Source organism: Streptomyces sp. KPB2, from assembly GCF_003950055.1.
Taxonomy (GTDB): domain Bacteria; phylum Actinomycetota; class Actinomycetes; order Streptomycetales; family Streptomycetaceae; genus Streptomyces; species Streptomyces salinarius.
Map to the genome: position 1 here is coordinate 2,621,773 of NZ_CP034353.1, position 13,387 is coordinate 2,635,159.

Consider the following 13,387-nt stretch of genomic DNA (forward strand, 5'->3'; position numbering starts at 1 on the left):
GCGCTCACCGCATCAGCAGCCCCGCCGCCTCCACCAGGTCGCCCGAGGGCACCGCGACCAGACCGGTCTCCACGCCGGACGCCAGCAGCCGGTGCGCGGGCAGGACGCGGACCGTGTAGCCGAAGGGGCCCGTGCGGTCCAGGGCGAGCGGGCCCTCGTAGGCCCAACGGCCCTCCAGGTCGGGGCCGCCCACCGGCTTCAGCGGCACCTTCGCCGCGTCGGTGATCCGGTCCTCGGAGTCCACCCGGCCGGAGACCGCCTGCACCTCCACGTCCTCCGGCGCGAGGTCGCCGAGCTTGACCCGCACCCGCAGGGCGAGCGTGGTGCCGAGTTCGGCGCTGGCCGTGGCGGCGGACGTCTCCACGTGGTCGACGCTCACGCCCGGCCAGGCCGTCCGCACCCGCGCCTTCCACTCGGCGAGCCCGCGCGCGGAGTCCGGGTCCATCGCGCGGTGCGCCTCGGCGGCCGGGGCGTAGAGCCGTTCGACGTACTCGCGGACCATGCGGCCGGCCAGCACCTTCGGGCCGAGCAGGCTGAGGGTCCTGCGGACCATCTCCAGCCACCGGTCGGGCAGCCCGCTCGCGCCCCGCTCGTAGAAGCGCGGGGTGATCCGCTGCTCCAGCAGGTCGTAGAGGGCGTTGGCCTCTATGGCGTCGCGCCGGTCGGGGTCGGTGCCGACGCCGTCGGCGGTGGGGATGGCCCAGCCGAAGTCCGGCTGGTACCACTCGTCCCACCAGCCGTCGAGCACCGACAGGTTGAGGCAGCCGTTGAGCGCCGCCTTCATGCCGGAGGTGCCGCAGGCCTCCAGCGGCCGCAGCGGGTTGTTCAGCCAGATGTCGCAGCCGGGGTAGAGCTTCTGCGCCATCGCCATGCCGTAGTCCGGCAGGAACACGATGCGGTGCCGCACCCGGGGGTCGTCGGCGAACCGCACCAGCTCCTGCACCAGCCGCTTCCCGCCGTCGTCCGCCGGGTGCGCCTTGCCCGCGACGACGATCTGGATCGGCCGCTCGGGATGCAGCAGCAGCTCGGTGAGCCGCTCCCGGTCGCGCAGCATCAGCGTGAGCCGCTTGTACGACGGGACACGGCGCGCGAAGCCGATGGTGAGCACGTCCGGGTCGAGGGCGTCGTCGATCCAGCCCAGCTCGGCCGTCCCGGCGCCGCGCTGCCGCCAGGAGGCGCGCAGCCGCTCGCGCACCTCCTCGACGAGCTGGGCACGCAGGGTGCGGCGCAGCTCCCAGATGTCCTGGTCGGGGATGTCGGCGACCGAGTCCCAGCGGTCCGAGCCGCCGACCGTCAGCGCGTCCTCGGCCCGCTGCACACCGATCTGCCGGGCACCGAGCCGGAACACCTCGGGGGCCACCCAGGTCGGGGCGTGCACGCCGTTGGTGACGGAGGTGATGGGCACCTCCTCGGCGTCGAAGCCGGGCCACAGTCCGGCGAACATCCCCCGGCTGACCCCGCCGTGCAGCAGGGAGACGCCGTTGGCACGCTGGGCGAGCCGCAGGCCCATCACGGCCATGTTGAAGAGGTTCGGCTCGCCTCCGGGGTAGGTCTCCATGCCGAGCCGCAGGACGCGTTCGACGTCGATGCGCGGGAGTTCGGAGTCGGGGCCGAAATGGCGGGCGACCAGCTCGCGGTCGAAGCGGTCGATGCCGGCCGGGACCGGGGTGTGCGTGGTGAAGACGGTGCCGGCCCGCACCGCCTCCAGGGCCGGACCGAACTCCAGGCCCTCGTCGCACAGTTCGGCGATGCGTTCCAGCCCGAGGAACCCGGCGTGGCCCTCGTTGGTGTGGAACACCTCGGGCGCGGCGTGGCCGGTGAGCCGGCAGTACGTGCGCACCGCCCGGACACCTCCTATGCCGAGCAGCATCTCCTGGAGGAGCCGGTGTTCGCTGCCGCCGCCGTAGAGACGGTCGGTGACGCCTCGTTCGCCCGGGTCGTTCTCCTCGACGTCGGAGTCGAGCAGCAGCAGCGGCACCCGGCCGACCTGGGCCAGCCAGATGCGGGCCCGCAACTCCCGGCCGCCGGGCAGCGCGAGCGCGACGTGCGCGGGGGTGCCGTCGGCTTCCTTGAGGGGCGCCAGCGGCAGCTCGTGGGGGTCGAGGACGGGGTAGTGCTCCTGCTGCCAGCCGTCCCGGGAGAGGGACTGCCGGAAGTAGCCGTGCCGGTAGAGCAGGCCCACGCCGACGAGCGGCACCCCCAGGTCGCTGGCCGCCTTGAGGTGGTCGCCGGCCAGGATGCCGAGGCCGCCGGAGTACTGGGGCAGCGCGGCGGTGATGCCGAACTCGGGCGAGAAGTAGGCGACGGCGGCGGGCAGTCGGCCCGGCTGCGCCTGGTACCAGCGGTCGCCGGTCATGTAGTGGTCGAGGTCGTCGGCCACCGCGGTCAGCCGGCGCCGGAAGCGCCGGTCCTCGGCCAGCTCCGCGAGGCGCGCGGGCGGCACGGTGCCGAGCAGCCGTACCGGGTCGCGGCCGGACGCGGTCCAGCACTCGGGGTCGACGGACTGGAAGAGGTCGCGGGTCTCCGGGTGCCAGGACCAGCGCAGATTGCGGGCCAGATCACTGAGCGGCCGGAGGGGGTCGGGGAGTACGGGACGGACGGTCAGTCGACGGATCGCCTTCACCCTCACGACGTTACCGCGCGATGTGTCCCGTGTTGGGCCCTTCGACCCGTTCCGCCGGACAGGCCGTGACGCGCACGGCGTGTCGATATGGCCGGATCTTTCCCCGTCGGCCTTCTTGTGGCACTTCGGCCCGCGAGGAAAGCTGCACATGTCGCGACGCACGCTGATTGCGGGAGCGACATCCGGGAAAGCGACGGTCAGATCGCCGTGTGTGTCGTGTTGTCGACATACGCGCGAGTAGTTAACAAAGTGCCGGATTGCCCACCGGAAGAGTGTGGGAAGGCTCCTGCGGTACGCCCCGCACGCACCTCGCAGGACCCACCTCCCCAGCAGTCATCCGCCCACCCAGTTGACGCGGACAGGAGCGGTCATGCCCGCCACGCACCACTCGTCAGCATCCCCCGCATCCCCGGCCGCCGGCACCTCCCCGGCGTCCTCCGCAAAGCCCACCACCGTCGTCGGGCGCATCCCCGTCCTGGACGTCCGTCCGGTCGTCCAGCACGGGCGCAGGCCGGCCAAGGCCGTCACCGGCGAGTCGTTCGAGGTCTCCGCCACCGTGTTCCGCGAGGGACACGACGCGGTCGCCGCCAACGTCGTCCTGAGAGATCCGCGGGGCCGGCCGGGCCCCTGGACGCCGATGCGGGAACTGGCCCCGGGCACCGACCGCTGGGGCGCCACCGTCACCGCGGGCGAGACCGGACTGTGGTCGTACGCCGTGGAGGCCTGGAGCGATCCGGTCACCACGTGGCGGCACCACGCGGGGATCAAGATTCCGGCCGGGATGGACACCGACCTGGTGCTGGAGGAGGGCGCCCGGCTGTACGAGAGGGCCGCCGCCGAGGTGCCCGGGCGGGCGGAGCGGCGTGCGCTGCTGGCCGCCGTCGACGCGCTGCGGGACGAGGACAGGCCGGCCGCGTCCAGGCTGGCGGCGGCGTTGACGCCGGAGGTGGACGCGGTCCTGGCCCGGCATCCGCTGCGGGACCTGGTCACCTCCTCCGAGCCCCTCCCGCTGCTGGTCGAGCGGGAACGCGCCCTCTACGGCGCCTGGTACGAGTTCTTCCCCCGCTCCGAGGGCACCCCCGACACCCCCCACGGCACCTTCCGCACCGCCGCCCGACGCCTCCCGGCGATCGCCGCGATGGGCTTCGACGTCGTCTACCTCCCCCCGATCCACCCCATCGGCACCACCCACCGCAAGGGCCGCAACAACACCCTGTCCGCCACCCGCGACGACGTCGGCGTCCCCTGGGCCATCGGCTCCCCCGAAGGCGGCCACGACAGCATCCACCCCGCCCTGGGCACCCTCGACGACTTCGACCACTTCGTGCGTGAGGCCGGCCGCCACGGCCTGGAGATCGCCCTGGACTTCGCCCTCCAGTGCTCCCCCGACCACCCCTGGGTCCACAAACACCCCGAGTGGTTCCACCACCGCCCCGACGGTTCGATCGCGTACGCCGAGAACCCGCCCAAGAAGTACCAGGACATCTACCCCCTCGCCTTCGACACCGACCCCGACGGCCTCCACACCGAAACGGTGCGGATCCTGCGGCACTGGATGGACCACGGGGTGCGGATCTTCCGCGTCGACAACCCCCACACCAAACCCGTCGCCTTCTGGGAACGCGTCATCGCCGACATCAACCGCGCCGACCCCGACGTCGTCTTCCTGGCCGAGGCCTTCACCCGCCCCGCGATGATGCACACCCTCGCCCAGATCGGCTTCCAGCAGTCCTACACCTACTTCACCTGGCGCAACACCAAACGCGAACTGACGGAGTACCTCACCGAACTGTCGGGGGACGCCGCCTCCTACATGCGGCCCAACCTCTTCGCCAACACCCCCGACATCCTCCACGCCTACCTCCAGCACGGAGGACGCCTCGCCTTCGAGACCCGCGCCGTCCTCGCCGCCACCCTCTCCCCCACCTGGGGCATCTACAGCGGCTACGAACTGTGCGAGAACACCCCCCTGCGCGACGGCAGCGAGGAATACCTCGACAGCGAGAAGTACCAGCTCAAACCCCGCGACTGGGCCCGCGCCGAACGCGAGGGCACCACCATCGCCCCCCTCATCACCCGCCTCAACACCATCCGGCGCGAGAACCCGGCGCTCCGCCAACTGCGCGATCTGCACTTCCACCCGACGGACAAGGAGGAGGTGATCGCCTACTCGAAGCGGCAGGGGTCGAACACGGTTCTGGTGGTCGTGAACCTCGACCCCCGCCACACCCAGGAGGCGACGGTCTCGTTGGACATGCCGCAACTCGGCCTGGACTGGCACGAGTCGGTGCCGGTCCGCGACGAGCTGACCGGCGAGACCTACCACTGGGGCAGGGCCAACTATGTGCGCCTGGAGCCGGGCCGTTCGCCCGCGCACGTCTGCACGGTTCTGCGACCGTCCCACCCGCAGATCGGAGGGTCACCCACCACATGATCGTCAACGAGCCCGTGCCGGACACCTTCGAGGACACCCCCGCCAAGGACCGGGACCCGGACTGGTTCAAAAGAGCCGTCTTCTACGAGGTCCTCGTCCGCTCCTTCCAGGACAGCAACGGCGACGGCATCGGTGATCTCAAGGGCCTGACCGCCAAACTGGACTACCTGCAATGGCTGGGCGTGGACTGCCTGTGGCTCCCGCCCTTCTTCAAGTCGCCGCTGCGTGACGGCGGTTACGACGTCTCCGACTACACGGCCGTCCTGCCGGAGTTCGGCGACCTCGCCGACTTCGTGGAGTTCGTGGACGCGGCGCACCAGCGCGGCATGCGCGTGATCATCGACTTCGTCATGAACCACACCAGTGACCAGCACCCGTGGTTCCAGGAGTCCCGGAGAAATCCGGAAGGCCCTTACGGCGACTACTACGTCTGGGCCGACGACGACAAGCAGTTCCAGGACGCGCGGATCATCTTCGTCGACACCGAGGCGTCCAACTGGACCTACGACCCGGTGCGCAAGCAGTACTACTGGCACCGCTTCTTCTCGCACCAGCCGGACCTCAACTACGAGAACCCGGCCGTGCAGGAGGAGATGATCTCCGCGCTGAAGTTCTGGCTGGACCTGGGCATCGACGGGTTCCGGCTGGACGCGGTGCCGTACCTCTACCAGGAGGAGGGCACCAACTGCGAGAACCTGCCGCGCACGCACGACTTCCTGAAGCGGGTCCGCAAGGAGATCGACGCGCAGTATCCGGACACGGTGGTGCTGGCGGAGGCCAACCAGTGGCCGGAGGACGTCGTCGACTACTTCGGCGACTTCGCGGCGGGCGGCGACGAGTGCCACATGGCGTTCCACTTCCCGGTCATGCCGCGCATCTTCATGGCGGTCAGAAGGGAGTCCCGCTACCCGGTCTCCGAGATCCTCGCCAAGACCCCCGCGATCCCGTCCGGCTGCCAGTGGGGCATCTTCCTGCGCAACCACGACGAGCTGACCCTGGAGATGGTCACCGACGAGGAACGCGACTACATGTACGCGGAGTACGCCAAGGACCCACGCATGCGCGCCAACATCGGCATCCGGCGGCGCCTGGCCCCGCTCCTCGACAACGACCGCAACCAGATCGAGCTGTTCACGGCCCTGCTGCTGTCCCTGCCCGGCTCGCCGATCCTGTACTACGGCGACGAGATCGGCATGGGCGACAACATCTGGCTCGGCGACCGCGACGCCGTGCGCACCCCCATGCAGTGGACGCCCGACCGGAACGCGGGTTTCTCCTCGTCCGACCCGGGCCGCCTCTTCCTGCCCACGATCATGGACCCGGTCTACGGCTACCAGGTGACCAACGTCGAGGCGTCCATGGCCTCGCCCTCGTCCCTGCTGCACTGGACCCGGCGCATGATCGAGATCCGCAAGCAGAACCCCGCCTTCGGCCTCGGCACCTACACCGAGCTGCCCTCCTCCAACCCGGCCGTCCTGGCGTTCCTGCGCGAGTACGGGGACGACCTGGTGCTGTGCGTCCACAACTTCTCGCGGTTCGCGCAGCCCACGGAGATGGATCTCAGTGCCTTCGGCGGACGGCACCCGGTCGAGCTGTTCGGCGGGGTCCGCTTCCCGGCGGTCGGCGACCTGCCGTACCTGCTGACCCTCGGCGGGCACGGCTTCTACTGGTTCCGGCTCCGCAAGGACGCCGTCTAGCCACCGGCCCCGCCCCCGGGCGGGGCGGTTTCCACCGTTCCGCGCGGGGCACGCATCAGTAACCACCCCGATTCTCCGGGGAAAGGACGCGACGCCATGTCGGAAGCCGTCATACGCACCGTCACGAGCCCGCCGGGTCTCCTGGCGTCCCTCGACCCACTGCTGCGGGAATGGCTCCCGCGCCAGCGCTGGTTCGCCGGCAAGGGACGTCCGGTGACCGGTTTCTCGCTGGTCGCCGCGACCGAACTGCTCCCCGCCGACTCCCGCCTCGGCCTCCACCACGTCCTGGTCCGCGCCCACCAGCAGCACGCGCCGGCCGGGGGCGCGGCCCAGGAACCCGGTGACTGCTACCAGCTCCTGATCGGCACCCGCGAGGCGCTGCCGCCCCGGCTCGCGCCCGCGCTGATCGGCCATGTGACCGAGGGCCCGGCGGCCGGCCGCACCGCCTACGACGCCCTCCACGACACCCGCCCCGCCGAGGTCCTGCTGGAGGCGCTGCGCACGCGGGCCCGCATCGGGGGGCTCCGCTTCGAGCGGGCACCGGACGACGACGCCATCCGCGCGCGGCTGGTGCCGCGGCTGATGACCGCCGAGCAGTCCAACTCGTCGGTCGTGTACGGAGATACGTTCATCCTCAAGGTGCTGCGGCGGATCGTGCCGGGCGTCAATCCCGACCTGGAGCTGCCGCTGGCCCTGGCCCGCGAGGGCTGCCCCCGGGTGCCGGCGCCGGCCGGGTGGATCGTTGCGGACCTGGCCGGCCGGTCCTGGGTGCTGGGCGTGCTCCAGCCCTATCTGCAGGGTGCGACCGACGGCTGGGAGCTGGCGCTGCGCGAACTCGCCAAGGGCGAGGACTTCGTCGCCGAGGCCCGGGCGCTCGGGCGGGCCACCGCCGAGGTGCACACCGCGCTGGCCCGCGCACTGCCGACCGTCACCCTCGGCCACGCCCAGGTGCGGCAGCTCGCCGAGGGCATGACCGGGCGGCTGGAGGAGGCCGCCCGGGCCGTGCCCCTGCTCCGGCCGTACGCGCCCGCGCTGCGGACGGCGTTCACGGCGCTGGCCGACCTGGCCGCCGAGGGCACCACCTGGACCGCCCAGCGGGTCCACGGCGACCTGCACCTCGGCCAGTGCCTGCGCTCGCCCGACGGGGAGTGGTCGCTGATCGACTTCGAGGGCGAGCCCGCGAAGCCCCTGGCCGAGCGGCGGCTCCCGCAGCCGGCGGTGCGGGACGTCGCGGGAATGCTGCGCTCCTTCGACTACGCCGCGCACTCGGCCGAGGTCCGCGTGCCGGGCTGGGCCGACTCCTGCCGGGCCGCGTACTGCACCGGGTACGCGGAGGCCGCCGGCCACGACCCGCGCACCGACCCGGTGCTGCTGCGCGCCTACGAGACGGACAAGGCGGTCTACGAGGTCCTGTACGAGGCCCGGCACCGTCCCGACTGGCTCGAGGTGCCCCTGGCGGCGGTGCGCCGCCTGTCCGTGCCCGAACCCGCATGACGCCCCCGTCCGCCCCCGTCCCGCCCAGGAGGCTCCTCCCGTGACCCCCCGCCCCTCGTCCAGCGGCCCCGACCCGAAGAAGACGACCGGGAAGAAGAAGACGGCCGGTTCCGGTTCCGGTTCCGGGAAGGGGCCCGCCAAGGCCGCCGCGAAGAAGAAGGCGCCCCGGAAGGTGGCCGTCGGCTCGCCCGGGACGACCGTCGCCGGCTCCCCCGCCCCGGACGCCGCCGACCGGGAGCGGCTGCTCGCCGGCACGCACCACGATCCGCACTCGGTGCTCGGCGCCCACCGGGTGCCCGGCGGGGTCGCGTTCCGGGCGCTGCGGCCGTACGCCCGCGCGGTGACCGTGCTCGCCGAGGAGCTGCGGGTCGAGCTGCACGACGACGGGGACGGGTTCTTCTCCGGCCTCGCGCCGCTGAAGGAGGTCCCGGCCCACCGGCTCCTGGTGGTCTACGACGGGACGGAGCAGGAGGTCGAGGACCCGTACCGCTTCCTGCCGACCCTGGGCGAGCTGGACCTGCACCTGATCGGCGAGGGCCGGCACGAGCAGCTGTGGCGGGCGCTCGGCGCGCACCCGACGACGCACGACGGGGTGGCGGGCACCCGGTTCGCGGTGTGGGCGCCGAACGCGCGCGGGGTCCGGGTGGCCGGCGGCTTCAACTTCTGGGACGGCACCGCCCACCCGATGCGCTCCCTCGGCTCGACGGGGGTGTGGGAGCTGTTCCTGCCCGGTGTCGGCGCGGGCGAGCTGTACAAGTTCGAGATCACCCGGCCCGACGGTTCGCGCACCTTCCGCGCGGACCCGCTGGCCCGCCGTACGGAGGTCCCGCCGGCCACCTCCTCCGTCGTGCACGCCTCGGACTACACCTGGGGCGACGCGGAGTGGCTGGCCCACCGCGCGGACGCGCCCGCGCACGAGGCGCCGATGTCGGTGTACGAGGTCCACCTGCCCTCCTGGCGCCCCGGGCTGACCTACCGCGAGCTGGCGGAGCAGCTCCCGGCCTACGTCGCCGACCTGGGCTTCACGCACGTCGAGCTGATGCCGGTGGCCGAGCACCCCTTCGGCGGCTCCTGGGGCTACCAGGTCACCGGCTTCTACGCGCCCACGGCCCGGCTCGGCGACCCGGACGACTTCAAGTACCTCGTGGACCGGCTGCACCGGGCCGGGATCGGCGTGCTGATGGACTGGGTACCGGCCCACTTCCCGCGCGACGACTGGGCGCTGGCCGAGTTCGACGGGCGCCCGCTGTACGAGCACTCCGACCCGCTGCGGGCGGCGCATCCGGACTGGGGCACGCTGGAGTTCGACTTCGGGCGCCGGGAGGTGCGCAACTTCCTGGTCGCCAACGCCGTGTACTGGTGCGAGGAGTTCCACATCGACGGGCTGCGCGTGGACGCGGTCGCCTCGATGCTCTACCTGGACTACTCGCGCGAGCCGGGCCAGTGGACGCCGAACGAGCACGGCGGCCGGGAGAACCTGGACGCGGTGGCGTTCCTCCAGGAGATGAACGCCACGGTGTACCGGCGGGTGCCCGGCGTCGTGACCGTGGCGGAGGAGTCGACGGCCTGGGACGGGGTGACGCGGGCCACGCACCACAAGGGCCCGAGCGGCTTCGGCGGGCTGGGATTCGGCCTGAAGTGGAACATGGGCTGGATGCACGACTCGCTGGAGTACATGGGCCGCGAGCCGGTGCACCGCAAGTACCACCACGGGGAGCTGACCTTCTCCATGGTGTACGCCTACAGCGAGAACTACGTGCTGCCGATATCCCACGACGAGGTGGTGCACGGCAAGAGGTCCCTGGTGTCGAAGATGCCCGGCGACTGGTGGCAGCAGCGGGCGAACGAGCGTGCGTACCTGGGCTGGATGTGGGCCCACCCCGGCAAGCAACTCCTCTTCATGGGCCAGGAGTTCGCCCAGGGCGCGGAGTGGTCGGAGGCGCACGGCCCCGACTGGTGGCTGCTCGACCCGGAGTACGGCGCGGCGGCCGACCACCGGGGCGTGCGCGACCTGGTCCGGGACCTGAACACCGTCTACCGGGCCACGCCGACACTGTGGCGACGCGACACCCATCCCTCCGGGTTCGCGTGGGTGGTCGGCGACGCGGCCGAGGACGACGTCGTCGCGTTCCTGCGCCTCGACGCCGACGGCACCCCGCTGCTCGCGGTGTCGAACTTCGCCCCGGTGGTCCGCTCCGACTACCGCCTCGGCGTCCCCGACGAGGTCCCGGCCTGGCACGAGGTGCTCAACACCGACGCCGCCCGGTACGGCGGCGGTGACGTGGGCAACCCGCACCCGGTCAAGCCGGAACCGCAGGGGTGGCACGGCCGGCCGGCGAGCATCCGGCTGACCCTGCCGCCCCTGGCCACGGTGTGGCTGCGCCCGGCCTGACCGTCAGCCCGCCCCGCCCTCGTCCGCGAGCCCCTTCGGCAGCGGCTCGCTGTGCAGGACGCCGAGGTGCTGGGTGGCCCGGGTGAGGGCGACGTACAGGTCGCTGGTGCCGTAACGGCCGGGCTCGACGACCAGGACGGAGTCGAACTCCAGGCCCTTGGACTGGCGCGGGTCGAGCAGGACGACCCGGTGGGTGAGGTCCGGCTCGGCGCCCGCGGTCACGCCGTCGAGCCGGGGGGCGAGCACCCGGTGCAGTTCGCGCGGGGCGATGACCGCGAGGCGGCCCTCCTCGGGGGTCAGCTCCCGGGCGGCCTCGGCGACGGCGGCCGGGAGGTCGGCGGTGGCGCGGATCCAGGGCCGTACGCCCGTGGACCGAACCGAACTCGGCGGGGCGAAGGACGGGTCCTCGGCCCGGACCACCGCCGCCGCGAGGTCCATGATCTCGGCCGGCGTGCGGTAGTTGACCCCGAGCCGGGTGTGCTCCCAGCGGTCCTCGACGTACGGGGCGAGGATCTTCGACCAGGAGCCGACGCCGGCCGCCTCGGCGGTCTGCGCCGGGTCGCCGACCAGGGTCATCGAGCGGGTCGGGCAGCGGCGCATCAGCAGCCGCCAGGCCATCGGGGACAGCTCCTGCGCCTCGTCCACGATGATGTGCCCGAAGGCCCAGGTGCGGTCGGCCGCGGCGCGTTCGGCGGCGCTGCGGTGGTCGTCCTCCTCCTGGCGTTCGGCGAACCGCTCGGCGTCGATGATGTCGTGGGCGGACAGGACCTCGGCGTCCTCCTCGTCCTTGTCCTCGAACTCGTAGGTGCGCGACGCGTAGGACACGTCGAGGACGCCCTGCGCGTAGGCGATCTGCTCCTCGCGCTCGCGTTCGGCGCGGGTGCGGGCCACCCGGTCGTCCACGCCGAGCAGTTCGGCCGCCTCGTCCAGCAGCGGCACGTCGGCGACGGTCCAGCGCCGGGTGACCGGGCGGCGGACGGCGGCGGCGTCCTCGGCGGGGAGGAAGGCCTCGGGGGCGGCGAGGAGGTCGGCGACCAGGCGGTGCGGGGTGAGCCGGGGCCACAGCTGGTCGATCGCCGACCAGACCTCGGGGTTCTCGGCGAGTTCGTCGCGGATCTGGGTGATGTCGCTGGGGTCGAGGAGGTTGGTGCCGTCGTAGGGGTCGGTGCCGATGCGTTCGGCGACCATGTCGGTGAGGGTGTTGAGGATGTGGCCCTCGAAGTGCTCGCGGGCCGCGTTGTGCGGGAGCTTCGCGGCGCGGGTGCGCTCGCGGGCGACTCTGACCAGGTCGTCGTCGAGCATGAGGATCTCGCGGTCGTGCTCGATCGCGATCACCGGGTCGGGCAGCGCCTGCCGGTCGCGGACCACCTCGGCGAGCACGTCGGCCATGTCGGCCCGGCCCTTGACGGCCGCCGCCTCCGGGGTGTCGGTCGCGGTGGCCCTCACGCCGGGGAACAGCTCCCCGACGGTGGCGAGGAGGACGCCGGTCTCGCCGAGCGAGGGCAGCACCTCGCCGATGTAGCCGAGGAAGGCCGGGTTGGGGCCGACGATGAGGACGGCGCGCTTGGCGAGCAGTTCGCGGTGCTCGTAGAGCAGGTAGGCGGCGCGATGCAGGGCGACGGCGGTCTTGCCGGTGCCGGGGCCGCCCTCGACGACCAGGACGCCGCGGTGCGGGGCGCGGATGATGCGGTCCTGGTCGGCCTGGATGGTCTGCACGATGTCGCCCATGCGGCCGGTGCGCGCCGAGTTCAGCGCGGCCAGCAGCACGGCGTCGCCGGAGGGGTCCTCGTGGCCGGTGCGGGTCTCGTCGCCGAGGTCGAGGATCTCGTCGTGCAGGGCGGTGACCGTGCGGCCCTCGCTGGTGATGTGCCGGCGGCGGCGCAGCCCCATCGGGGTGTGGCCGGTGGCCAGGTAGAAGGGGCGGGCGACACCGGCCCGCCAGTCGATGAGGACGGGGGTGCGTTCGGCGTCGTCGGCGCGCAGGCCGATGCGGCCGATGTGGTGGCCCTCGCCGGAGGTGAGGTCGATCCTGCCGAAGCACAGGGAGCCGTCCACCGCGTTGAGCGCGGCGAGCAGCCCGGAGCGCTCGGCGACCAGGATGTCCCGTTCCAGCCGGGCCTGCTGGGGGGTGTTGCCCTGCGCGAGCGCCTCGGTCACCGAGACCTCGGCGTCGCCGCGCAGCGCGTCCACGCGCGCGTACAGCCCGTCGATGAATTCCTGCTCGTGCCGCAATTCATCGTCCGGAAATTCGGTGTTTGACAATTCCACTCCCGGCCGCATATACTGTGCCTACTGAACTTCTTCGCGACCTCATTCCCGTGAAGTCACGAATCATCGAATATACGCAGAGAAATCCCCCGAGCGCAATTGCTCAGGGGATTTTTTCGTATGCCGGGCCGGCCGGTCGGCCGACGCCTCAGAGGTCGTCTCAGACGACCTCGGACAGTTCCTCCAGGAGCCGCCGCTTGGGCCGGGAGCCGACCATCGACTTCACCGGCTCACCCCCGCGGAACACCAGGAACGTCGGCATCGACAACACCTTGTACGCGTTCGTCGTCGCCGGGTTCCGGTCGACGTTCAGCTGCACCACCCGCAGCCGGTCGCCCTCCTCCTCGGCGAGGGCGCCGAGCACCGGCGCCATCTGCCGGCACGGCGGGCACCAGTCGGCGGTGAACTCCACCAGCACGGGCAGGTCCGACCCGATCACCTCCACCGCGAAATCCGCGTCGGTCACCTCGCGCACCCCG

7 protein-coding genes are annotated in these 13,387 nt (G+C 72.1%); 4 read left to right on the forward strand and 3 right to left on the reverse strand.

What is annotated here, in order from left to right:
• Positions 1 to 4 precede the first annotated feature (4 nt).
• Positions 5 to 2,623, reverse strand: a complete 2,619-nt coding sequence (locus tag D1J63_RS11225) for a glycosyltransferase family 1 protein (protein ID WP_164712799.1) — start codon at positions 2,621 to 2,623, stop codon at positions 5 to 7.
• A gap of 370 nt (positions 2,624 to 2,993) precedes the next feature.
• Here D1J63_RS11225 and D1J63_RS11230 point away from each other — a divergent pair, with 370 nt between their 5' ends.
• From D1J63_RS11230 to glgB, 4 genes are all read left to right on the forward strand, one after another.
• On the forward strand, positions 2,994 to 5,057 hold the full coding sequence (locus tag D1J63_RS11230) for an alpha-1,4-glucan--maltose-1-phosphate maltosyltransferase (protein ID WP_125628790.1): 2,064 nt from the start codon (positions 2,994 to 2,996) through the stop codon (positions 5,055 to 5,057).
• The gene (treS, locus tag D1J63_RS11235) at positions 5,054 to 6,754 is read left to right on the forward strand and encodes a maltose alpha-D-glucosyltransferase (RefSeq protein ID WP_125628791.1); all 1,701 of its coding nucleotides are present in this window, start codon (positions 5,054 to 5,056) and stop codon (positions 6,752 to 6,754) included. Before D1J63_RS11230 ends, treS begins: the two co-directional genes overlap by 4 nt.
• A 96-nt stretch (positions 6,755 to 6,850) precedes the next feature.
• Positions 6,851 to 8,248, forward strand: coding sequence for a maltokinase (locus D1J63_RS11240; RefSeq protein WP_125628792.1), 1,398 nt, complete (start codon positions 6,851 to 6,853; stop codon positions 8,246 to 8,248).
• Positions 8,249 to 8,288: 40 nt separating this feature from the next.
• On the forward strand, positions 8,289 to 10,640 hold the full coding sequence (gene glgB, locus D1J63_RS11245; RefSeq protein ID WP_164712800.1) for a 1,4-alpha-glucan branching enzyme: 2,352 nt from the start codon (positions 8,289 to 8,291) through the stop codon (positions 10,638 to 10,640).
• A 3-nt stretch (positions 10,641 to 10,643) separates the two neighbouring features.
• On the opposite strand, the gene D1J63_RS11250 is transcribed toward glgB, so the two are convergent.
• Positions 10,644 to 12,920 (reverse strand): AAA family ATPase, encoded by a 2,277-nt coding sequence (locus tag D1J63_RS11250; RefSeq protein WP_125628793.1) that lies wholly within the window; start codon positions 12,918 to 12,920, stop codon positions 10,644 to 10,646.
• A 148-nt stretch (positions 12,921 to 13,068) separates the two neighbouring features.
• Entirely contained in the window at positions 13,069 to 13,383 is a 315-nt protein-coding gene (locus D1J63_RS11255) for a thioredoxin domain-containing protein (protein ID WP_125635388.1), read from the reverse strand.
• Positions 13,384 to 13,387: the final 4 nt, after the last annotated feature.

Coding starts and splice junctions, on each gene's coding strand:
- D1J63_RS11230 (WP_125628790.1), top strand. CDS start 2,994: ATGCCCGCCACGCACCACTCGTCAGCATCCCCCGCATCCCCGGCCGCC.
- treS (WP_125628791.1), top strand. CDS start 5,054: ATGATCGTCAACGAGCCCGTGCCGGACACCTTCGAGGACACCCCCGCC.
- D1J63_RS11240 (WP_125628792.1), top strand. CDS start 6,851: ATGTCGGAAGCCGTCATACGCACCGTCACGAGCCCGCCGGGTCTCCTG.
- D1J63_RS11250 (WP_125628793.1), bottom strand. CDS start 12,920: ATGCGGCCGGGAGTGGAATTGTCAAACACCGAATTTCCGGACGATGAA.